Raw genomic sequence first — 21,794 nt, 5'->3', positions numbered from 1 at the left:
TTGCTGAAGACGACTCTGGCCGGACTGCGGGCGCACAAGCTGCGCCTGCTGCTCACCTCGCTGGCGATCGCGCTGGGGGTGGGCTTCATCGCGGGCACGTTCGTGCTCACCGACACCATCGAAGCGGGTTTCACCCAGAAGTTCTCCGCGGCGGCTGACAAGATCGATGTCGCCGTGCTGCCCGTGCCGGACGAGAAGTCCGACGCGGTGCCGTCCGTCTCCGCCGCCACGCTGGAGAAGATCCGCGCCGTCGGCGGCGTCGCCGACGCGCAGGGGCTCGTGCAGGGCACCGCCGCACTGATCGGCAAGGACGGCAAGGCGGCCGGTGACTATCCCACGGCCGGCATCTCCATCGCCGAGGGCTCGCTGAACCGCACGGCGATCACCAGTGGCTCCGCCCCGAAGACCCCGACGGAGGCCGTGCTCGACGAGAACACCGCCGAGACCCGCGGTTTCAAGGTCGGCGACACCGTCACGGTGCTGGACTCCGGGAACGCCAAGCACCGGTTCACGCTGGTGGGCCTATTCGATGTCGGCCTCAACCAGGAGCTCGGCTACACCGGCGCGGTGGGCTTCACCACCGGCGCGGCCCAGACGATGACCGGGGAGAAGGGTTTCCGGGAGGTCGACGTCGCGGCCGCCGAGGGCGTGTCGCAGGAGACGGTGCGCGACTCGGTCGCCGCGGCCCTGGGCTCGGGATACGAGGTCAAGACGGGTAAGCAGTACGCCGACGCCATGGCCCGGCAGAACGGCGCCGACACCGAGTTCCTCAAGCTGGGCCTGCTGCTGTTCGGCCTGGTGGCGATGTTCGTGGCCGCGCTGGTCATCTACAACACCTTCAACATCCTGGTCGCCCAGCGGACGCGCGAGATGGCGCTGCTGCGCTGCATCGGCGCGACCCGCGGGCAGGTGTTCGGCTCCATCGTGCTGGAGTCCGTCGTGGTGGGCGTGCTGTCGTCGGTGCTGGGCCTGCTGCTGGGCTACGGGCTGGGCGCGGGGGCGCTGGCCGTGCTGTCCTCGGTCGGGGCGCCGCTGCCCGAGGCGACCGCCGCGCTGACGCCGCGCACGATCGCTCTCGGCCTGCTCATCGGCCTGGTCGTCACGGTGGGGGCGGCGCTGCTGCCGGCGCGGTCGGCGACGAAGGTCGCACCGATCGCGGCGCTGCGCACGCAGGTCGAGGAGCACACCTTCCGGGCGGGCCTGACCCGGGTGATCTTCGCGTCGCTGTTCCTGGTCGCGGGCGTGGGCGCCACGGTGGCCGCGCTGAACATGGGGGCCGGTCAGACCGCGCTCGTGGTGGTCATGGCCGGAGGCTCGCTCGTCTTCCTCGGGGTGCTGACCCTCGGCCCGGTGATCGTCAAGCCGCTCGGCGCCTTCGTGGGCTGGCTGCCCGCCAAGCTGTTCCGGGTGCCCGGCAAGCTGGCCGTGGACAACTCGCGGCGCAATCCCAAGCGGTCGGCCACCACCACCGTGGCGCTGACCGTGGGCGTGACGCTGATGACGCTCATCGCCGTCCTCACCGGCACCATCCGGATGACCTACACCCAGAAGCTCGACGACCAGTTCCCCGTGGACTACATGGTCCAGGCTCAGGCCCGGGACTCCGGGCTGCCCCGCGCGCTGGCCGAGGACCTGCGGACCAAGCCCGAGCTGACCTCGGTCGTCGCCTTCCGGGCGAGCGCCGCCAGGGCCGGTGACAGGAGCGAGAAGTATGAGGTCGGGACCTTCACCGCCGGCTCGGACTTCAGGCCGGAGCTCGCCACGGGCTCGATCGACCTTCTCCGGCCCGGCACCGCGGTCGTCGCCGACCACGTCGTCAAGCGCCTCAAGCTCAAGGTCGGCGACCGGCTGCCGGTGCGGACGGCCAGGGCCGGCACGGTGGACCTCACGATCGTGTCCACCTTCGACCCGCAGAACACCGATCTGGCCGAGGTGACCGTGCCGGACAAGGATTTCGAGCGCTACTTCGGCACGGTCGACGACAGCCGGGTGATGATCAACGCCAAGGACGGCGTCAGCCCCGAGCGGTCCCGCAAGGTGGTCGAGGCGGCGGCGCAGCCGTACCCGACGGCGAAGGTCGCCAGCTCGACGGATGTCCGGGGCGAGTTCGACGAGGCGCTCGACATGATGTTGATGATCATCACCGGCCTGCTGGGCCTGGCGGTGCTCATCTCCCTGCTGGGCATCGCCAACACGCTCTCCCTGTCGGTCCACGAGCGGACCCGTGAGTCGGCGCTGCTGCGGGCGCTCGGCCTGACCCGGCCCCAGCTACGGCGGATGCTCTCGGTGGAGGCGCTCATCCTGGGGCTGATCGGCGCGCTGGTCGGCGTGGTGCTCGGCGTCACGTTCGGCTGGGCCGCGGCGCGGACGATGACGGAAGACGTCGTCTTCCAGCTCCCGGTCCTGCAGATCCTGGCGTTCGTGGCGCTGTCCGGCCTGGCCGGGGTGGTCGCCGCCGTGCTGCCCGCCCGCCGGGCGGCGCGCGCCTCGATCGTGGGCTCGCTCGCCGCCGGCTGACCTGGCACCCTCCGCCCGCGGGCCGGGCACTCCGGTGGCCGACCGGGCCCCGCCCGCGGGTCGGGCTCTTCCCGGTGGCCGGCTGACCTGGCACTCACCGCCCGCGGGCCGGGCACTCCGGTGGCTGGCCGGGCCCCGCCCGCGGGCCGGGCGCTCCGGTCACCGGCTGGGCCTCCGTCCGCGGGTCGGGCTCCTCCCGGTGGCCGGGGCGCCTTCTATCGGGGGCGGCGCCCCGGCCACTGCTCCGCCACCGTCTCGGGGTTGAGCAGGGGACGGATGACGACCTCCCCGGTGGCCTTGTCGATCACGATGCAGCCCGCGCCGGCCGTGTCGGGCAGCACGCTGGGGTCGTCGGGCTCGGGCTCCTTCGCCCAGGCGACATAGCCTTCTTTGAAGGTATATATCCTGATCTCTGCGGCGGAGCCTGGGCTGCGGACACCGTTGAAATACTCCTCGGCGATGGCCCTGGCCTGGTCGAGCTTCACAGCCGCCGCCCCTCTCTGTCGATCACCACGCAGAAGACGCCCGTCACCGACTCGTACGGCGGCTCGACCGCCATGTGGCCCCGCTGCGCGTCGATCCAGATCACCTCTCCGCCGGAGTTGACCGCGTTCCACGCGTGGCTGCCGCCGGCCGGCCAGCGGTTGACGATGATCGCGGCGGCACCGTGCCCGCCCGCCAGCAGTGCCTGCGCGATGGGGACGTAGGCGTGGCGCCCCTGTCCCACGTACTGGAAGCGCTGGCCCAGCCACCGCTCGGCCCGCGCCACTCCCCCGGCCTCACCGGTGAGCAGCGGCTTTCCGACCCGGTCGTACTCCGGCCGCCGGGGAGCGGCCACCGCCGGCGCGCCGTGCCAGGTGGAGAGCACCGCCAGCGCGCAGTCCACCGCGTTGGTCGCCCGGAACGGGTCCTCGGCGGCCCCGGCCCCGTTGATCAGCCTGATCCACATCCCCCGCGGATCGGGGAAGCGCCGGGGCACCCCCTGCTCGGTGACCGGCACGGCCCGCACCATGTCCTCCTGGGTCTGCGGGTCGGGCCTGGCCAGCCCCCCGGCCACGCCGTACGGCCGGCACCGCTCCAGCCGCAGCGGCCTCCACTGCGCCCGCTCAGGAACCCGGTCGGGAACCCGGTCGGGAACCCGGTCGGGAATCCGGTCGGGAACCCGCTCGGGCTCCCGTGGCGCCGCCACCCCGGCCGGACCCGGAGCCTCCAGCTCGAAGTCGCGCCACCGCTGGCCGTCCGCCGTCACGACGGGGTTGTAGACCCCCGCGGGTAGAAACAACCGAGTCACCGGGTCCCCCTCGCCCATCCGCCTCGCGCCCGATGCTAGGCCGCTCTCCCCCGCGGCGTGGGCGAGTTGACCAGTTCAAGGGCCGGCGTCGCCCTGCGCCTCGGCGAGGTGCGCGAGCACCGTGTCCGCGATGTCGCCGAGAGTATCGATCTGTTCCGGGGTGAGCAGGTCGATCAGGTGGCGGCGGACCGACTCGACGTGGCCGGGGGCGGCGGCCTCGATGGCCCGCTGCCCTGACTCGGTGAGGACGATGACCGCGCCGCGGGCGTCGGTGGCGCAGTCCTCGCGGGTGACCAGGCCGCGCTCCTCCATCCGGCTGATGTGCCGGGACAGGCGGCTCTTGGACCACAGCATGCGGTCGGCGAGTGCCTGCAGGCGCCAGCGGCGGTCCTCGCTGGAGGTCAGCGCGGACAGCACGTCGTAGTCGGGATCGGACAGGCCCGACTCCCGGCTGAGGTCACGGGCGATCTGTGCGTCGAGCAACAGGCGCATCCGGCGGTAGCCGAGCCACGCCCGGAACTCCCGCTCGTCGAGCCACCGTGGGTCGGCCATGCGCCCACCCTAACCGTTGGTTGACATGTAACCAGAACGGTCCGCCCATCGGCCCGCCCGTCGGCCCCCGTCGCTCCTGCGGCCGCCGCGGGCAGGCGCCGGCCCGATGAACCAGAGGAGCGGGAGCCTCTGCCGGTCCGCGCACCAGGACCAGCAGGACCAGCAGGACCGGCAGGACCGGCAGGACAAGATGACATGTCGTAATCGTTTGAGGTCCGCAGGCACCTTGTTCGTCGGTCTCACCGCCGGTCAATATCTTCGCCATCCCCCCATCCGGCGCTGGTCCCAGAAAGGCGCACGCGATTTGAGCATCACCGACAGCACCGAGGCCCCGGCCGACGGTGTCCACCGCCTCCGCAAGAACGCCGTAGGGCTGGTCGGCGTCATCTTCATGGCGGTCGCCACCGCCGCGCCCATCACCGCGATGACCGGCAACGTCCCGATCGTCGTGGGCTTCGGCAACGGCCTGGGCGTGCCCGCCGGATACCTCGTGGCGACGATCGTGCTCACCGTCTTCTCGGTGGGCTACGTGGCGATGGCCAAGCACATCACCTCCGCTGGCGCTTTCTACGGCTACATCTCCCACGGCCTGGGCCAGGTCGTGGGCATGGTGGCCGGCCTGCTCGCCACCATGGCCTACGTCGTCTTCGAAGCCTCGATCATCGGGTTCTTCGCCTACTCGGCCAACGACACCTTCAAGAGCCTGGCCGGTGTGGACATCCACTGGCTCTGGTTCGCCCTGCTCGGCCTGGCGCTGAACGCGATCCTCACCTACTTCGACATCAACCTGACCGCCAAGGTCCTGGGGGTCTTCCTCGTCACCGAGATCCTCATGCTCGGGCTGACCGCCACGGTGACCCTCTTCCACGGCGGCGGCCCGGACGGCCTGATGGCGGAGACCCTCAACCCCGCGAGGGCCTTCACCGTCACCGGCCTGGAGACGGGCGCCGTCGGGCTCGGCCTGTTCATGTGCTTCTGGTCCTGGGTCGGGTTCGAGTCGACCGCCATGTACGGGGAGGAGTCCCGCGAGCCCAAGAGGATCATCCCGATCGCGACCCTGGTCTCGGTGATCGGCATCGGCCTGTTCTACACCTTCGTCTCCTGGATGACGGTGGCGGCCAACGGGGTGAAGGCGCCTCAGATCGCGGCCGAGGAGTTCGCCGGGATCTTCTTCAACCCCACCGGGGAACTGGTCGGGGAGTGGGCGGTCGACCTGTTCAAGATCCTCATCCTGACCGGCTCCTTCGCCTGCTCGATGGCCTTCCACAACTGCGCCGCCCGCTACCTCTACGCGATCGGCCGCGAGGATCTCATCCCCGGCACCCGCGCGACCCTGGGCGCCACCCACCCCAGGCACGGCTCCCCGCACATCGCCGGAGCCGTGCAGACCGCGATCTCCGTGGTGATCGTGCTGGCGTTCTTCTTCGCCGGGATGGACCCCTATCTGCACATCTACACCCTGCTCGCGGTGCTGGGCACGCTGGCCGTCCTGATCGTGCAGACCCTCTGCTCGTTCTCGGTGATCGGCTACTTCCACGTCAGGAAGAAGCACCCGGAGACCGCGTCCTGGTGGCGCACCCTGCTGGCCCCGCTCTTGGGCGGCCTGGCGATGGCCTACGTGGTCCTGCTGCTGTTCCAGAACCAGGAGGCCGCCGCCGGAGACGCCGCCAAGTCCCCGTTCTTCGCCCTGATCCCCTGGATCGTGCTCGGCGCCGCCGTGCTGGGTGCCGCCCTCGCCCTCTATCTGAGGGCCCGCAGGCCCGAGAAGTACGCGATCATCGGCCGGATCGTGCTGGAGGACACCGTCGAACGTGACTGACCGCATGTGAGAGTACGGCCGGCGCATGAGAGGCGGCCCGTCCTGAAGTACGGCCCGCGTCGAGGTACGGCCCACATTGAAGTACGGCCCGCGTTGAGGTGCGGCCCGCGTTGAAGTACGGCCCGCGTCGAGGTACGGCCCACATTGAAGTACGGCCCGCGTTGAGGTGCGGCCCGTGCCCCCGCGATGGCTTCACGGGGGCACGGGCCGTCCCCGTGTCCTACCGCAGCGCGTCGATCACCTCGCCCGCGGCGCGCTCTCCCTCGGTGGCGCCGCCGTTCATGAACCCCTGGAAGTCGTAGGAGCAGTGCTCTCCGGCGATGTGCACGTTGCCCTGCCTGGTCCCCTCGTAGCCCGCGTGCCTGTGCAGGTATCCGACCGGCCAGTAGGAGTAGGCGCCGAGGGCGTAGGGGTTCCTGTGCCAGGCCGAGAGCTGGGCGCGGCCGTTCCACTCCGCCTTCGTGCCGGGGAAGACCGTGTCGATCCGGGTGAGCGTCGAGGCGACGAGGGCGCGGACGTAGGCGTCGGAGTCGGTGGGGAACGGGGTGGACGGGTCGAGGGACCGGGCCGCGTCGCCGCCGCCGTACTGGATGAGCACCCCGGTCGAGCCGGCCTGCCCCTTGGTGGTGTCCCAGCACTGCTGGAAGGGCAGGTCGGTGAAGCAGTCCCCGGCCGACACCCCCGGCCACGGGCCGGCGCCGATCCAGGTCCGGCGGGTGAACTGCATGTTGAGCTTGGTGACGTAGCCCATCCGGGCGTCACGCAGCAGGGCCGTCATGCGGGCGTCGAATCCGGCGCGCGACAGGTCCAGGCGCTGCAGGATCGGCAGGGGCACGGTGAGGACCGTGTGGTCGGCGACGACAGTCCTGGTGGTGCCGCCGTTGTCGAAGGTGAGCGTCTGGGTGCCGTCGGCGTTCGCCCGCACCGCCAGCAGCTCCCAGCCCGTCTGGACCGAGCCGGACGGCAGGGCCGCCGCCATGGCCTGCGGGAGCAGGTCGTTGCCGCCGACGATGTGATAGCGCTCGTCCGACAGGCCCCAGACGTTGAAGTGGCCGGGATTGGGCTGGTAGCCCATCAGCAGGACCAGCGCGAGAGAGGACTGGTCGGTCGTCTCGGCCCCGTACTCGACGTTGTAGGCGACGTCGAGGAAGCGGCCGAGGTCCGAGGCGTAGCCGCCGGGCACCCGGGAGTCGATCCACTGCCGGATCGACATGTTGTCCAGCGCGGTGCCCTCCGGCGTGGTGCTGTCCCACCTCACCTCGCCGGCGGCCTGCAGGTCGGCGTGGAGCGTCTGATACATCTCCTTGAAGTCGGCGTCCGCCTGGGAGCGCGGGTAGTAGGCGCCGTTGACGTGCAGGATCTCCTCGGCGCCGTTCGGCCCGGCCCCGGCGAAGTTGACTGTGGACAGGCCGAAACGGCGGCACAGCTCCAGCATCTTCTTGTGTTCGACGTCGATCAGCTCGCCGCCGATCTCGGAGGTCTGGCCGCCCGCCCAGTGGGAGCGCTGGGAGTACATCCGGCCGCCGACCCGTGACGGGTCGGCCTCGTAGACGATCGGGGTGGCCCCCGCGTCCCTGAGGGTGAGCGCCGCGGTGAGCCCGGCGATCCCGGCGCCGATGACGGCCACCCGGGCGGGCTTGAGCGGCGGCTTGGCCTGCGGCGTGACGTCGGCGCGGGCGCGGCCCTGGGCGGAGCCGAGCGCGGTGACCGCCAGACCGGCCAGCGCGGCGCGCCTGAGCAGGTCACGGCGGGCGATACCGCCCGGTACGGCGGCGGCCTCGGCGCGCAGTCCGCGCAGGTCTTCGACGGGGATCCGGAGACGGCGGGCGTCGTGGTGCTCGGCTGCCAGGCGCTGGAGCGCGCGCAGGGACGAGGTTCGTGCCATGGGGGTGGCCTCTCTGATCGTGTTGGCGATCAGCATGAGGACCGGCGGGCCCCGGCGGCAGTCGGCATCGCGTAACCGATGTCGATCATCGCGTGACACTGTGCCGCGCCTGGCCGGCAGTGCGCCGGGACGGCCGCGGGCCGGCCGGCCCGCCACGCCGGGGCCCCTCCCCCGGACCTCGGCCCCTCCGGACCCCAGCCGTTAGTTGACATGTAACCAAAATGGCGGCAGTCTCTGTTTACACGTAAACCACTTCTGAGGGGGGCACGCCATGCCGCTGCTGAAGGTCATCGTCGCCAGCACCCGTCCGGTCCGGACCGGACGCGCCATCGGCGACTGGTTCACCCGCCACGCCGTCGAGCACGGCGGGTTCGACGTGGAACTCGTCGACCTCGCCGAGGTGGGGCTGCCGTTCCTGGACGAGCCCGAGGACGCGACCACGGGAAACTACGTCCACCAGCACACCAAGGACTGGAGCGCGACGATCGACGCGGCGGACGCGTTCGTCTTCGTCATGCCGGAGTACAACTACGCCTTCAACGCCCCCCTGAAGAACGCCCTCGACTTCCTCCACCGCGAGTGGGCCCACAAGCCGGTCGGGTTCGTCAGCTACGGCGGGCTCTCCGGCGGCCTGCGCGCGGTCGAGCTGCTCAAGCCGGTCGTGACCAAGCTGCGCATGGTCCCGGCAGGCGCTGCGGTGACCGTCTTCCGGCGCAAGAGCGTGGCCGCCGACGGCACCCTGACCGTCGACAGCACCCTGTCGGAGTCGGCGAGCGCGATGCTGGAGGAGCTCGGCCGGCTCACCCAGGCGATGTCCGTGATGCGCAGCTCCGTCTGACCGCCGCCCTTTGACCCCTTCGACCGCCTCGCTTCCGCCGTCCCCGTCCGCGCCGGGCCGGACCGCACCGGGCGTTCAGGCGACTTCGACGCTGACGCTGTGCCAGCCGGTGGCCCCGTCGGGGGTCACCGGGGCGTGGTCGGGGGTCTGGGTGTAGCCGGTGGCGTCCGTGGCCCGCACCTCGATCGTGTGGCTGCCGGGCGTGGCGTCCCAGTCGTCGACCACCCACTGGCGCCAGGTGTCGGCGGTCGGCGCCTCGGCCAGCCGGGCCTGACGCCACTGCCCGCCGTCGACCCGCACCTCGACGGCGTCCACCCCCTTGTGCTGGGCCCAGGCGACCCCGGCGATCACGGTACGGCCCGGCGCGACGCTGGAGCCGTCTCTCGGCAGGTCGATGCGCGACTGGGTCTTGATCGGCCCCCGCGCCGACCACCCCCTGGAGGTCCAGTAGGCCTCGTCCTGGTCGAACCGGGTGACCTTGATCTCCGTCACCCACTTGGTCGCCGAGACGTAGCCGTACAGGCCCGGGACCACCTGGCGGACCGGGAAACCGTGGTCGACCGGGAGCGCCTCGCCGTTCATCGCCAGGGCCAGCAGCGCGTCGCGCCCGTCGAGGACGACGTCGATCGGGGTGCCGCAGGTCCAGCCGTCCGCGGAGGTGCTGAGCAGCATGTCTGCCCCCGCCCGCACCCCCGCGTCGCGCAGGACGCCGGCCAGGCTGGCGCCCAGCCAGCGGGCGTTGCCGATGTATGGTCCGCCGACCTCGTTGGAGACGCAGCACAGCGTGATGTCGGCCTCCTCCAGGGGGAGTTTCATCAGGTCGGCGAGGGCGAGCTCGACGGGCCTGTCCACCATGCCGTGGATCCTCAGGGTCCAGTTCCGGGGGTCCACCTGGGGCACGATGAGGGCGGTGTCCACCCGGTAGAAGTCGTGGTTCGGGGTGACGAACGGCGACAGCCCCCTGATCTTCAGGTCGACGCCGGCCGGGAGCGGCGTGGCCCGGACGGAGGGCCGGGGCAGCTCCATGCCGACCCGGGCCGCGGCCACCTGGGCCCGCCCCGACAGCATCCGCCCCACCACGCCGGTCACTCCCGCGACGACGACGCCCCCGGCCGTCCCGATCAGCAGCCTCCGCCGGTCGAGCGTGCGGAGATCCTCCCCTGCCCGCATGACCGGCGGGACCGGCGTGCCGTGCCGTTCTCCCGTATCGTCTCCGGTCTCGTGGGCCTCGCCGGCCGGATGGGCGTCGTGGGCGCCGGTCGGCGAGCCCTCCTCCCGGGGAGCGGCGGCGCCCGCCTCCCGGGGGAGGAGGGCACGGCCCGTCAGGCGGTGCAGGGCGAACATGGCGGCGGCGACGCCCGCCAGCGTGGGGACGACGTCCACGGCGCCGGCGTCGGGCCGGGTCAGGACGGCCAGGACGCCCACGACGCCGAACGCGGCCAGGCCCGCCAGGCCGTACCGGATGTCCCTGGCGGCCAGGACGCCCACGGCGGCGGCGATCACGGCGAGGACCAGGAAGATGCCCGCCAGCAGGACGACTTTGTCGTTCTCGCCGAAGGTGCGGATCGCGAAATCCTTCAGTCCCGCCGGAGTGAGGTCGATGGCGGCGTTGCCGACCGCCACGACGGGGAAGGCGGAGGCCTTCACCAGGCCCGCGGCCAGCAGTGACACCCCGACCGCCACCGCACCGGACACCAGGCCGATCAGCGCCGCCGCCCACAGGGGCACGCGCCCGTTGCTCTCCATCCTCCGACGCTACGCCCATCGGAGCGAACGGGATCTTACGCCCCGATTACGATCCGGCCCGCTCCGCTCCGGAGCGCACCCGCCCGCGGCGGATGCCCCGCGTCACGGAGCGGGCGGGCTCACTCGGACCGGACCGCGTCACGGAACGGGCGGGCTCAACCGGACCGGACCGCTCAACCGGCCTGGACCGCGCAGCCGGCCGGGATCGGTCAGACGACCGCTTCGGCCAGGATCGGGGCCAGGGCGCGGAAGGCACGGCCCCGGTGGCTGATGGCGTTCTTCTCCTCGGCCGACAGCTCGGCGGTCGTCCGGCTCTCCCCCTCGGGCACGAAGATCGGGTCGTAGCCGAAACCGTTGGTCCCGCGCGGCGCGTCGATGATCAGGCCGTGCAGCGTGCCCTCGGCGACCCGCTCCTCCCCCGACGGCAGGGCCAGCGCCGCCGCGCACGCGAAGTGGGCGCCCCGGTGCTCCCGCGGCACGTCGGACACCTGCGCGAGCAGCAGGTCCAGGTTCGCCCCGTCGTCGCCGTGCCGGCCGGACCAGCGGGCCGAGAAGATGCCCGGCATGCCGTTCAGCGCGTCCACGCACAGGCCCGAGTCGTCGGCGATGGCGGGCAGGCCCGACGCCTGGGCGACGGCGTGCGCCTTGATCAGGGCGTTCTCGGCGAAGGTCAGGCCGGTCTCGGCGACATCGCCGATCTGCGGGAACTCCTCCAGGCCGACGATCTCCACCGGCACCGAGGCGGCGGCGAGGATCTGACGGAGCTCGACGATCTTTCCGGTGTTGCGGGTGGCCAGGACCACCCGGCTCACGACGGTGCCGGGGCGCCCGGCCGTCTCGGTGCTCACGCCAGCGCCGCCTTCTGCAGGCGGGTGAGCTCCGCGCACCCGACGACGCCCAGGTCGAGCAGCTCGTCCAGCGCCCCCCGGTTGAACGGCTTGCCCTCGGCCGTGCCCTGGACCTCGACGAACTCGCCGGCCCCGGTCATCACCACGTTCATGTCCGTCTCGGCGGCGACGTCCTCGGTGTAGCAGAGGTCCAGCAGGGGCGTGGATCCGACGACGCCGACCGACACGGCCGAGACCGAGTCGATCAGCGGGTCGCCCTTGCACATCTTCCGCTCGCGCATCCAGCTCACCGCGTCGGCCAGCGCCACGTAGGCGCCGGTGATCGCGGCCGTGCGGGTGCCGCCGTCGGCCTGGAGCACGTCGCAGTCGATGACGATCGAGTTCTCGCCGAGAACCTTGTAGTCGACGCAGGCCCGCAGGGACCGGCCGATCAGGCGGGAGATCTCGTGCGTCCGGCCGCCGATCTTGCCGCGCACCGACTCCCGGTCGTTACGGGTGTTGGTGGCCCGGGGCAGCATGGCGTATTCGGCGGTGACCCAGCCCTGGCCGCTCCCCCGGCGCCAGCGCGGCACGCTGTCCTGCACGGAGGCGGCGCAGAGCACCTTGGTGCCGCCGAACTCGACGAGCACCGAGCCCTCGGCGTGCGCGAGCCAGCCACGGGTGATGGTGACGGGTCTGAGCTGATCGGGAGAACGTCCATCTGCACGAGCCATGAAACTCACCCTAGGTCATATACGGCCCCGCTCCGCGCCAGTTCGATCCGCCCGCCGAAACCACCCCGGGAGGCGTCCTGGAGGATCCGCGCGGGGTCGTGCCAGGGCACGAGATGGGTCAGCACCAGGGTGCCCACGTCCGCCCTGGCCGCGTGCTCGGCGGCCTGACGGCCGGTCAGGTGCAGGTCGGTGGGGAGGTCGGGCCGCTCCAGGAAGGACGCCTCGCACAGCAGCACGTCCGCCCCCGAGGCGAGCTTGACCAGTTCGGCGGACTCGCCGGTGTCGGCCGAGTAGGCCACCGAGCGCCCGCCGTAGGAGACCCGGAACCCGTAGGTCTCGACCGGGTGGTTCATCAGCGCGGCTGTCACCTCGAACGGCCCCACCTCGAACACGCCCGGCGCCAGCGGCGCGAAGTCGAAGGCCGTCTCGAGCCCCGGCTCTTCGGGCATGCCGTAGGCGGCGGCCAGGCGGCGGGGCGCGTCGGCGGGGGCGTGGACCGGCACCCTGGGGAGCGGCCCTTCCGGGGAGTAGGTGCGCACCACGTGGTAGGGGCAGATGTCGAGGCAGTGGTCGGCGTGCAGGTGGGACAGGCAGATCGCGTCCACGTCGTAGAGGCCGATGTGCCGCTGGAGCGCGCCCAGCGCGCCGTTGCCGAAGTCCAGCAGCATGCGGAACCCCTCGGCCTCCAGCAGGTAGCAGGAGGAGGGGCTGTCCGGGCCGGGGAAACTCCCAGAGCACCCGATGATCGTCAGTTTCACGGCGGCCTCCTCCTTCTCGGCTCTTCTCAGATTGCGGCGCTGCATGCCACGGCCCGGGCGTCGGTGGCCGCCGTCTTCACGGGCACTGCCCGTTGCCGGGGACGTCCCCCACCGGCGTGAGCTCGACGGCCTCGATCTCGGGACCGAGGAAGCGCCGCCCGAGCTGCTCGAACAGCACGGTGTCGCCGGTGGCGCCGAACCGGTGACGGGGGGTGCGGCCCGTGGCGGCCAGGCCCCGGTCGTGCAGGACGCGATAGACGTCCTTGGCCGTCTCGTCGGCGCTGGAGACCAGCGTGACGCCGTCTCCCGCGACGTAGGAGATGGGCGCGGTCAGCAGCGGGTAGTGCGTGCATCCCAGGATCAGCGTGTCGCACCCGTCGTCCAGCACCGGCTGCAGGTAGCCGCGGATGACCTCGATGAGCTCCTCGCTCATCGTCTCCCCGCGCTCCACGAACTCCACCAGCCGGGGGGCCGCCACCCCGGTCAGCAGGATGTCCGGGGCGGCGGTGAACGCGTCCTGGTAGGCCATCGACTCGATCGTCGCCCGGGTCCCGATCACTCCGACCCGGCCGTTGCGGGTGGCCCGCACGGCCCGGCGCGCCGCCGGCTGGATCACCTCGACGACCGGCACGTCATAGCGTTCGCGCGCATCCCGCAGTACCGCCGAACTGGCGCTGTTGCACGCGATCACCAGCATCTTGACGTCGTGCTCGACGAGGTGGTCCATCACCTCCAGCGTGTAGGCACGGAGCTGCGCGATGGTCTTGGGTCCGTACGGCTGCCGCGCCGTGTCGGCCACATAGAAGATCGACTCACCGGGCAGCTGATCCATGATCGCCCTGGCCACCGTGAGGCCGCCCACACCGCTGTCAAAGATTCCGATACTCGCTTGCGACATGGTTCCCAAGGTTAGGCGACCTGGGACGACCGCTCACGGTAAGAATCCTCACAGTGCTTCCGGCGCCCCCTCACGTGCTTCCGGCGACGCCGCGCGCCGCGGCTCGGGAGCTGGTAACCGCCGCCTTCCCTCGTCACGTGCTCGCTACGCTGCGCGCGCTCCTCAGTCCAGGCACCGGCGCCCCCTCACGCGCTTCCGGCGACGCCGCGCGCCGCGGCTCAGCCTCGGCCCACCCGGGCGAGTTGGCGGGACTGGGCGACCAGGCGGCCGGCGGAGTCCCAGACCTCGACCTCCTCGTCGAACCAGCCGTCGCTGATCATCCGGCCGCTGCCGAGCAGGGTGAGCCAGCCGGGGGCGGGCAGGGCGCGCAGGTGCCAGGTGAGGTCCACGGTCGGCGCCCAGCCCCGGGCTCCGGCGGAGAAGACCACCGGCGGGAGCGCGTCCACGGCCAGGGCCAGCACGTAGGGGTCGGGGTCCTGCGGCTCGGCCATCCGGAAGTAGGCGCGGGCCTCGGGGCGGCCGGTGGGCCTGCCGTCGAGCCAGCCGACGGTGGGCGGGTCGAAGGCCATCTCCATCTGCGCGTTGAGCGTGATGTTCGACTCGGGCTTGGGGTCGGGCAGCCTGACGCACCGCTCGATGGGCGGCATGGCCGCCGAAGGACCGTCCGTCCAGTCGGGGACGGCCTCGTTCAGGGTCGCCGTCGTGACAAGGGTCTCGATGAAGGAGACATCGTCCTGGACCAGGGTCGCGCGGGTCATCGCGGCGGTGCGGCCGGCCTTGATCTGCTCCAGCCGCACCCGGGCGGGGCCGGGCCGGGGCGCGCGCAGGAACTGCGCGCTGGTGGTCACCGGATGGTCGTGCGGTGAGGCGTCCACGACGGCGCGCAGGAGCACGGCCATGAGGTAGCCGCCGTTGAGCGGCCCGCCGATCGAGTATCCCGGGTCCAGGCACACGTCGTAGGTGGTCTCGTCCACCCTGATGGCCTGCGTCGCCTCGTCGAACTTCGTCATTCACGCTCCCGAACCTTGTTCTAGAGCGCTCACTTTACCCAGTCCGCGCGACCTCCGCCCCATCGGCCCGGAACGCGTGCCGCTACCTGGGAAAACGAGATTCCGCTGAGAGACTGATAACCATTTTCCAAGCGATTTCGCGGGAGCAGGAGGCCGGGGATGGCGGGAGTCGGTGACCTCATCGGTCAGTCGGTGTGGGACTCGGAGGGGGTGTGGGTGGGCCAGGTGGTGGACGTCCGGATGAGGAAGAACCGCAGGGCCGACTTCGGGATGCAGCAGCAGTTCACGGTCTCCGGCCTGGTCGTCTCGCACCGGCGGGCCCCGGTGATGCTGGGCCGCACCCGCGACCCCGGCAACCGGACGAGTTGGCTGTTCAAGCTCCTGTCCCGGACGCTCTACACCGGCAGCAGCATCGTCTCGTGGGACGCGGTGGCCTCCACCGGAAACGGCGAGATCACCCTGAGAAAACCCGCCAAAGCGCTGCAGCGGGTCTGATTCTCCTTGGACAGAGCAATCGCCTGGTTAGTTCATTGCAAGGCGTCCGCTAGCGATGTGCACTAACTTCTCTTTATCCGAGAAGTCCACATTGTGAGTGAGCATGTCTGCCAACAATCCCCCCGACCAGTCGCCCACGCCGGGCCAGCAGCCCGACAGGACGATCGCCTACCGTTGGAACGAGGGTGCGCAGCAGCACGGTCAGCCGCACACCCAGCCCCATCCCCAGCAGGCCGGCTACCCGCAGCAGGGCCAGCCCGGCTACCCGCAGCAGCCTGGCTACCCGCAGCAGAGCGCGGGGGGTTACCAGCAGGGCCAGCCGCAGCAGGGCTACGGACAGCAGGCCGGCTACCCGCAGCAGGGCCAGCAGGGCTACGGACAGCAGCAGGGCCAGCCCGGCTACCCCGGTTACCAGCAGCAGGGCCAGGCCGGCTACCAGCAGCCCGGCTACCAGCAGCAGAACTACGGACAGCAGAACTACGGACAGCAGCCCGGTTGGCAGCAGCAGGGCACCGATTTCCTCGGCGCGGGACAGCCGGCTCCGCCCGCCGCCCGTAAGGGTGGCAAGGGCTGGCTGCTCGCGGTGGTCGCCGCCCTGGTCGTCGCCCTCGTGGGCGGCGGCGGCGCGTTCGCGGTCAGCATGCTCAGCGGCGGCGGCACCCAGCCGCACGACGTGCTCCCCGGCAACGCCGTCGGCTACGTGCGCCTGGACTTCGACCCGGCCGCCAACCAGAAGGTGGCGCTGTTCAGCATCGCCCAGAAGTTCACCGTCACCAAGGACTCCTTCACCGGCGACGACCCGCGCAAGGCCCTCTTCGACCTGGCCGACAAGATGGGCAGCGCCGGCAAGGTGAACTACGCCACCGACATCCAGCCGTGGATCGGGGACCGCGTCGGTATGGCCGTGCTCGCCCCGGCCAAGGCCGACGCCGATCCCGGTTTCGTGGTGGCCGTCCAGGTGACCGACGAGGCCAAGGCCAAGGCGGGGATCGCCAAGCTGATGGGCGAGGAGAAGTACGGCATCGCCTTCCGCGAGGACTACGCGCTGCTCAGCGGCACCCAGGCGGAGGCCGACCAGGCCACCAAGGCGGCGCCGCTGACCGACAACGCCAACTTCTCCGACGACCTGAGCGCCCTCGGCGAGACCGGTGTGCTCTCCTTCTGGATGGACGGCGGCAAGATCGCGCAGCTCGCCCCGGAGATGGCCGGCCAGGACGCCGCCGCCTTCGAACAGATCAAGAACGCCCGCGTGGCCGGCGCGCTCCGCTTCGACGGCAGCTACGTCGAGCTGGCCGGCATCAGCCGCGGCGCGCAGCCCCTGGAGGGGCTGGGCGAGCCGGAGGCCACCAGGATCGGCCAGCTCCCGGCCTCCACCGCCGGCGCGGTCTCGATCTCCGGTCTCGGCGACATCATCGGCAAGCAGTGGGCCCAGATCATGAAGTCGGCCGACCAGGCCGCCGGCGGGAGCTTCCAGCAGTTCGCCGACCAGGCCCAGCAGAAGTACGGGCTGGCGCTCCCCGCCGACCTGGTGACCCTGCTCGGCAAGAACATCACCCTGGCGGTGGACGCCAACGGCCTCGACAGCGGCCAGCCCAAGTTCGGTGCCCGCGTGGTCACCGACCCGGCCAAGGCGCAGGAGGTCGTCGGCAAGATCGAGAAGTTCCTCGCCGACTCGGGCACCGCCGCCCCGCAGCTCGCCAAGGTCCCCGGTGACGGCACCTTCGTCCTGGCCAGCTCGCAGGAGTACGCCGCCGAGCTCGCCAAGGAGGGGAGCCTGGCCGACGACGAGGGCTTCAAGCTCGCGATCCCCGACGCCGACTCGGCGACCTTCGCCGCCTACGTCGACCTCAACAAGGTCGAGAAGCTCTACCTCGAAACCCTCCAGGGCGAGGAGAAGGCGAACCTCCAGCAGCTGCGCGCCGTCGGTGTGAGCGGGACGCAGAACGGCAGCGAGGCGTCCTTCTCCCTGCGGGTCCTGTTCGACTGAGCCTGACCCCGCCGAGCGCCGCCCGGCCCGGCTCCGGCTGAGCCGGGCCGGGCCGGGCGGAGCCGGGTGCGGAACAAGCGGAACAGACAGAACACGCAGAAGGCGGGCACCCCGATGGGGTGCCCGCCTTCTGCTCTTCCGGAGGCGCCGGGCCCGGGGCCCGGTGGTCCCCCTACGCCCAGAGCTGGCCTTCGAGCCGCTCCTCGGCCTCGTCGAGGGTGCCCTCGTAGGCGCCGGTGGACAGGTATTTCCAGCCGCCGTCGGCCACCACGAACACGATGTCGGCCCGCTCCCCGGCCTTGACGGCCTTGCTCGCCATACCGAGCGCGCCGTGCAGGGCGGCTCCGGTGGAGACCCCGGCGAAGATGCCCTCGGCGGCCAGCAGCTCTCTCGTGCGCCGGAGCGCGTCGGCGGAGGAGACGGAGAAGCGGGTGGTCAGGACGTCGGGGTCGTAGAGCTCGGGGATGAAGCCCTCGTCCACGTTGCGCAGGCCGTACACCAGCTCGCCGTAGCGGGGCTCGGCGGCCACGATCTTCACGCCGGGGACGCGCTCGCGCAGGAACCGGCCGACGCCCATCAGGGTGCCGGTGGTGCCCAGACCGGCCACGAAGTGGGTGACGGCCGGCAGGTCCTGGAGGATCTCCGGCCCCGTCGTCTCGTAGTGGGAGCGCCAGTTGGCCGGGTTGCCGTACTGGTAGAGCATCACCCAGTCCGGATTCTCCGCGGCCAGGCCCTTGGCGACCCGGACCGCCTCGTTGGAGCCGCCGGCCGCCGGGGAGGAGATGATCTCCGCCCCCCACATGCGCAGGAGCTGGCGGCGCTCCTCCGAGGTGTTCTCCGGCATCACGCAGATCAGCTTGTAGCCCTTGAGCCGGGCGGACATCGCCAGCGAGATGCCGGTGTTGCCGCTGGTGGGTTCGAGGATCGTGCAGCCGGGCCGGAGGAGGCCGTCCTTCTCCGCCTGCTCGATCATCCACAGCGCGGGACGGTCCTTGATCGAACCGGTCGGGTTGCGGTCTTCCAGCTTGGCCCAGATCCGCACGTCCTCCGACGGTGACAGCCGGGGCAGGCCGACCAGCGGGGTACGGCCTACGGAATCGATCAGTGAGTCAAAGCGCATCGTCTACGGCTTCCGCTCCGTGGTGACAAACCAGAAACATCGGCGTGCGCCGCCGCCCGGTCGAGCGCGGCGGCGCCGCGCCGCTAGCGGGAGCCGCCGGCCACGGCCGGCAGGACGGTGACCGTGTCGCCGTCGGAGAGCGGGGTCTCCAGGCCGCCCAGGAAGCGGACGTCCTCGTCGTTCAGGTACACGTTCACGAAGCGGCGCAGCGCGCCCTTGTCGATCAGACGGTCCTTCAGCCCAGGGTGCCGGGTCTCCAGGTCGCCGATCAGCTCCTCGAGCGTCGCGCCCTTGGCGTCGACGGCCTTGGCGCCGTCGGTGTAAGTGCGCAGGATGGTCGGAATGCGAACCTCGATGGCCATCGCGGGTCAATCTCCTTGTGTCGTCATGGGAGTGCCGCCCACCGGATCCAGAACACCGGCGGGCACGGAGGGATTCCAGAACTGCCGGTCAGCGACAGTCGTAGACGACGACGGTGGGAGTGTGCGCGAACAGGAAGCTCTGCACGGCCGCGAGACCCGCGAGCCGGGCCCGTGCGCCGGTACGTGAGAGCACGACGTCCTCCAGGCTCGGGTCAACGGTCGACATGGTCATCAGCTTACCCAAAGGGACGATTCACATCACGGCCGTATCGGCCACTGGGACGCGGCTCACCCCGAGGTGACCGTGACCTCTTCCTCCTCCACCACCCCGTCGACGATCCGGTAGGAGCGCAGCTCGGCCTCCTCGCCCAGCTCCTCGCGGGTGGAGACCAGCACGTAGTGGGCGTTCGGCTCGGAGGCGTAGCTGATGTCGGTCCGCGAGGGGTATGCCTCGGTCGCGGTGTGGGAGTGGTAGATGACCACCGGCTCCTCGTCGCGGTCGTCCATCTCGCGCCAGACCCGCAGCTGCTCCATCGAGTCGAAGCGGTAGAAGGTGGGCGACCGCTCGGCGTTCTCCATCGCGACGAACCGCTCAGGGGAGTCGGAGCCGATCGGTCCGGCGATCACGCCGCAGGCCTCGTCCGGGTGGTCGGCCCGGGCGTGCGCGATGATCTTGTCAACCAGTTCCCGGGAGATCGTGAGCATGTCAGGAAGTTACCAAAGGGCACGGACCAAGGTGTCCTGAAGGTAGGTCAGCCAGTCGTAGGTGACATACGCCGGATAGCGCGGGTCGTCCTCCCCCATCCGGGCGATCTCGTCGTGGACCTCCTCGGTCACCTCCAGCCGGGTGCCGAGCGCGAGCCGTACGTCGTTCAGCGCGCGCATCCACGCCTGCGCCTGCTCCTGGGTGAGCTCGACCCGTCCGGGCTCGGCGCTGTCGAGCATGGTCTGCGCGTCGGCCCGCTTGCCGTCGCGCAGGGTCGCCTCGGTGTAGCGGCGGAACTCGGCGGACTGCTCGGCGTCCTCGTAGGCCGAGGGGAACAGCCGGGCCAGCACCGGGTCGGCGGACTGCTCGGACGGGCCGATGCCGAGCGCGCGCTCCAGCGGGTCGTCCCCGGTCTCCCCGGGCTCGATCAGGCCGAGGATCTGGGAGACCAGCGAACGCAGGATCGAGACCTCGGCCGCGTCGAAAACGGTGATCACACCGCCCTTGCGCCCACGCTTGAAGCCTGAACTCACCGCTCGCTCACCGATCCCCGTCCGTCTCCCGCCGGGGCCCGCCCCCGGTCGCCGCGGGACGGGGCGCCGGACGGGTCCCGCCGCGTCCGCCGCTCATGAATCCCGCTGCACGGTGGCCCACAGACCGTAGGAGTGCATGATCTGCACGTCGCGCTCCATCTCCTCGCGGGTGCCGCTGGAGACCACGGCCCTGCCCTTCTGGTGCACGTCGAGCATCAGCTTCTCCGCCTTCTCCTTCGAGTAACCGAAGACGGACTGGAAGACATACGTGACGTAGGACATCAGGTTGACCGGGTCGTTCCAGACGATCGTCAGCCACGGCAGATCGGGCCGGACGTCGATTGACGGACGCTCGACCTCCATTGGAGCGGTGCTACCCACATACACCAGTCTGCCCTACCGCGGGCTTAGTCTTCGACTCGTGATGACGAGCATGAGCAGGGCGTTGCTGACAGATCACTATGAGCTGACAATGGTGCAGGCGGCGCTGCGCAGCGGAGCGGCCGCACGACGGACGGTGTTCGAGGTGTTCGCCCGGCACCTGCCCGGAGGGCGGCGATACGGGGTGGTCGCCGGGACCGGCCGCGTGCTGGAGGCGCTGGAGAACTTCCGGTTCGGCGACGAGGAGCTCGCCTTCCTCCGTGACAACCGGGTGGTCGACGCCCCCACCCTGGACTTCCTCGCCGGCTACCGCTTCTCCGGCGACCTGTACGGCTACCGCGAGGGCGAGTGCTACTTCCCCGGGTCCCCCATCCTGACCGTGGAGGGCACCTTCGCCGAGGCCGTGCTGCTGGAGACGGTGCTGCTGTCGATCCTCAACCACGACTGCGCCATCGCCACCGCGGCCTCCCGGATGGTCCGCGCCGCCGGATCCAGGCCACTCATCGAGATGGGCTCGCGGCGCACCCACGAGGTGGCGGCCGTGGCCGCCGCGCGGGCCGCCTACCTGAGCGGGTTCGCCTTCACCTCCAACCTGATGGCCGGTCACCTGTACGGCGTGCCGACCGCCGGGACCGCCGCCCACGCCTTCACCCTGCTGCACGACTCGGAGCGGCACGCCTTCCAGGCCCAGATCGACTCGCTCGGCGAGGGCACCACGCTGCTGGTGGACACCTACGACGTGGCCGAGGCCGTACGGGCCGGCGTGGAGCTGGCGGGCCCCGACCTGGGGGCCGTCCGCCTCGACTCCGGCGACCTGGCCGAGGTCGCCCACGCCGTCCGCGGGCAGCTCGACTCGCTGGGCGCCGACAAGACCCGGATCCTCGTCACCAGCGACCTGGACGAGTACGCCATCGCGGCGCTGTCGGCCGCCCCGGTGGACGCCTACGGCGTCGGCACCTCGCTGGTCACCGGGTCCGGCGTGCCGACGGCCGCGCTGGTCTACAAGCTCGTCGCCCGGGAGGACGCCGAGGGGATCGTGCAGCCGGTGGCCAAGAGATCGGTGGGCAAGCCCAGCCGGGGCGGGCGCAAGAACGCCTTCCGGCAGCTCGACCCGGCGGGCACGGCGCTCACCGAGCTGGTCACCGTCTCCGGCGACCGCCCCGCCGACAGCCGCCCGCTCCAGGTCGAGCTGGTCCGCGGCGGCGAGGTCGTCGGCCGGGAGGAGCTGGAGGCGGCCCGCCTCCGGCACCGCGAGACCGTCGCCGAGCTCCCCGCCGAGGCCCACCAGCTGTCCCGGGGCTACGCCGCCATTCCGACCGTGTTTGACTAGCCTTC

Annotated in this window: 22 protein-coding genes; 6 read left to right on the top strand and 16 right to left on the bottom strand. The window is 71.2% G+C overall.

From position 1 onward, the window contains the following. Nucleotides 1-2,517 carry an ABC transporter permease gene (locus J2S55_RS00520; protein ID WP_306856504.1) on the top strand — a complete coding sequence of 839 codons (2,517 nt, stop codon included), beginning with the start codon at nucleotides 1-3 and terminating at the stop codon, nucleotides 2,515-2,517. A gap of 215 nt (nucleotides 2,518-2,732) precedes the next feature. Here the strand turns inward: J2S55_RS00520 and J2S55_RS00515 are convergent, their stop codons facing one another. From J2S55_RS00515 to J2S55_RS00505, 3 genes are all read right to left on the bottom strand, one after another. Beyond that, entirely contained in the window at nucleotides 2,733-3,002 is a 270-nt protein-coding gene (locus tag J2S55_RS00515) for an SUKH-4 family immunity protein (protein WP_306856503.1), read from the bottom strand. After that, nucleotides 2,999-3,808, bottom strand: a complete 810-nt coding sequence (locus tag J2S55_RS00510; RefSeq protein ID WP_306856502.1) for a toxin glutamine deamidase domain-containing protein — start codon at nucleotides 3,806-3,808, stop codon at nucleotides 2,999-3,001. The genes J2S55_RS00515 and J2S55_RS00510 overlap by 4 nt, the downstream gene beginning before the upstream one ends. A gap of 75 nt (nucleotides 3,809-3,883) precedes the next feature. After that, the gene (locus J2S55_RS00505) at nucleotides 3,884-4,360 is read right to left on the bottom strand and encodes a MarR family winged helix-turn-helix transcriptional regulator (protein WP_306856500.1); all 477 of its coding nucleotides are present in this window, start codon (nucleotides 4,358-4,360) and stop codon (nucleotides 3,884-3,886) included. A gap of 304 nt (nucleotides 4,361-4,664) precedes the next feature. Between J2S55_RS00505 and J2S55_RS00500 the strand changes: the two genes are divergently transcribed. Then, nucleotides 4,665-6,179 carry an APC family permease gene (locus J2S55_RS00500; protein WP_306856498.1) on the top strand — a complete coding sequence of 505 codons (1,515 nt, stop codon included), beginning with the start codon at nucleotides 4,665-4,667 and terminating at the stop codon, nucleotides 6,177-6,179. Between the two features lie 220 nt (nucleotides 6,180-6,399). Here the strand turns inward: J2S55_RS00500 and J2S55_RS00495 are convergent, their stop codons facing one another. Then, nucleotides 6,400-8,064: an FAD-dependent oxidoreductase gene (locus tag J2S55_RS00495; protein ID WP_306856497.1), complete on the bottom strand. Its 1,665-nt coding sequence runs from the start codon at nucleotides 8,062-8,064 to the stop codon at nucleotides 6,400-6,402. Nucleotides 8,065-8,335: 271 nt separating this feature from the next. Here J2S55_RS00495 and J2S55_RS00490 point away from each other — a divergent pair, with 271 nt between their 5' ends. Then, nucleotides 8,336-8,902, top strand: a complete 567-nt coding sequence (locus J2S55_RS00490; protein ID WP_306856496.1) for an NADPH-dependent FMN reductase — start codon at nucleotides 8,336-8,338, stop codon at nucleotides 8,900-8,902. A gap of 75 nt (nucleotides 8,903-8,977) precedes the next feature. Here J2S55_RS00490 and J2S55_RS00485 read toward each other — a convergent pair whose 3' ends face one another. From J2S55_RS00485 to J2S55_RS00460, 6 genes are all read right to left on the bottom strand, one after another. Next, on the bottom strand, nucleotides 8,978-10,648 hold the full coding sequence (locus J2S55_RS00485) for a molybdopterin-dependent oxidoreductase (RefSeq protein WP_306856494.1): 1,671 nt from the start codon (nucleotides 10,646-10,648) through the stop codon (nucleotides 8,978-8,980). A gap of 209 nt (nucleotides 10,649-10,857) precedes the next feature. Next, the gene (locus J2S55_RS00480) at nucleotides 10,858-11,496 is read right to left on the bottom strand and encodes an XTP/dITP diphosphatase (RefSeq protein ID WP_306856493.1); all 639 of its coding nucleotides are present in this window, start codon (nucleotides 11,494-11,496) and stop codon (nucleotides 10,858-10,860) included. Next, the gene (gene rph / locus J2S55_RS00475; protein ID WP_306856492.1) at nucleotides 11,493-12,209 is read right to left on the bottom strand and encodes a ribonuclease PH; all 717 of its coding nucleotides are present in this window, start codon (nucleotides 12,207-12,209) and stop codon (nucleotides 11,493-11,495) included. Before rph ends, J2S55_RS00480 begins: the two co-directional genes overlap by 4 nt. A gap of 5 nt (nucleotides 12,210-12,214) precedes the next feature. Then, a complete protein-coding gene (locus tag J2S55_RS00470) occupies nucleotides 12,215-12,967 on the bottom strand; it encodes an MBL fold metallo-hydrolase (RefSeq protein ID WP_306856491.1) in 753 nt (250 codons plus the stop codon). 76 nt (nucleotides 12,968-13,043) lie between these two features. Then, entirely contained in the window at nucleotides 13,044-13,865 is an 822-nt protein-coding gene (murI, locus tag J2S55_RS00465) for a glutamate racemase (protein ID WP_306856489.1), read from the bottom strand. 218 nt (nucleotides 13,866-14,083) lie between these two features. Next, complete coding sequence (locus tag J2S55_RS00460) at nucleotides 14,084-14,875, bottom strand: thioesterase family protein (protein WP_306856488.1); 792 nt, start codon at nucleotides 14,873-14,875, stop codon at nucleotides 14,084-14,086. A 159-nt stretch (nucleotides 14,876-15,034) separates the two neighbouring features. Between J2S55_RS00460 and J2S55_RS00455 the strand changes: the two genes are divergently transcribed. Together J2S55_RS00455 and J2S55_RS00450 are read left to right on the top strand one after the other, a co-directional pair. Next, nucleotides 15,035-15,370, top strand: coding sequence for a hypothetical protein (locus J2S55_RS00455; protein WP_306856486.1), 336 nt, complete (start codon nucleotides 15,035-15,037; stop codon nucleotides 15,368-15,370). A gap of 103 nt (nucleotides 15,371-15,473) precedes the next feature. Then, on the top strand, nucleotides 15,474-17,357 hold the full coding sequence (locus J2S55_RS00450) for a DUF3352 domain-containing protein (protein WP_306856485.1): 1,884 nt from the start codon (nucleotides 15,474-15,476) through the stop codon (nucleotides 17,355-17,357). Nucleotides 17,358-17,529: 172 nt separating this feature from the next. Here the strand turns inward: J2S55_RS00450 and J2S55_RS00445 are convergent, their stop codons facing one another. The 6 genes from J2S55_RS00445 to clpS form a co-directional block, all read right to left on the bottom strand. Next, nucleotides 17,530-18,477, bottom strand: a complete 948-nt coding sequence (locus J2S55_RS00445; protein WP_306856483.1) for a PLP-dependent cysteine synthase family protein — start codon at nucleotides 18,475-18,477, stop codon at nucleotides 17,530-17,532. A gap of 83 nt (nucleotides 18,478-18,560) precedes the next feature. After that, nucleotides 18,561-18,839: a MoaD/ThiS family protein gene (locus J2S55_RS00440; protein ID WP_306856482.1), complete on the bottom strand. Its 279-nt coding sequence runs from the start codon at nucleotides 18,837-18,839 to the stop codon at nucleotides 18,561-18,563. 88 nt (nucleotides 18,840-18,927) lie between these two features. Next, nucleotides 18,928-19,065, bottom strand: a complete 138-nt coding sequence (locus J2S55_RS00435; protein ID WP_306856481.1) for a hypothetical protein — start codon at nucleotides 19,063-19,065, stop codon at nucleotides 18,928-18,930. 62 nt (nucleotides 19,066-19,127) lie between these two features. Continuing rightward, nucleotides 19,128-19,544 (bottom strand): M67 family metallopeptidase, encoded by a 417-nt coding sequence (locus J2S55_RS00430; protein ID WP_306856479.1) that lies wholly within the window; start codon nucleotides 19,542-19,544, stop codon nucleotides 19,128-19,130. 9 nt (nucleotides 19,545-19,553) lie between these two features. Then, nucleotides 19,554-20,078 carry a DUF2017 domain-containing protein gene (locus tag J2S55_RS00425; protein WP_306856478.1) on the bottom strand — a complete coding sequence of 175 codons (525 nt, stop codon included), beginning with the start codon at nucleotides 20,076-20,078 and terminating at the stop codon, nucleotides 19,554-19,556. Nucleotides 20,079-20,171: 93 nt separating this feature from the next. Further along, entirely contained in the window at nucleotides 20,172-20,441 is a 270-nt protein-coding gene (clpS, locus tag J2S55_RS00420; protein ID WP_031159029.1) for an ATP-dependent Clp protease adapter ClpS, read from the bottom strand. Nucleotides 20,442-20,502: 61 nt separating this feature from the next. Here clpS and J2S55_RS00415 point away from each other — a divergent pair, with 61 nt between their 5' ends. Next, a complete protein-coding gene (locus J2S55_RS00415; protein ID WP_306858530.1) occupies nucleotides 20,503-21,789 on the top strand; it encodes a nicotinate phosphoribosyltransferase in 1,287 nt (428 codons plus the stop codon). Nucleotides 21,790-21,794: the final 5 nt, after the last annotated feature.

It is taken from the genome of Streptosporangium brasiliense, from assembly GCF_030811595.1.
GTDB classification, from domain to species: Bacteria; Actinomycetota; Actinomycetes; order Streptosporangiales; family Streptosporangiaceae; genus Streptosporangium; species Streptosporangium brasiliense.
The sequence above is the reverse complement of the archived record's forward strand: the minus strand, read 5'-3'. Positions and strand labels throughout refer to the sequence as shown.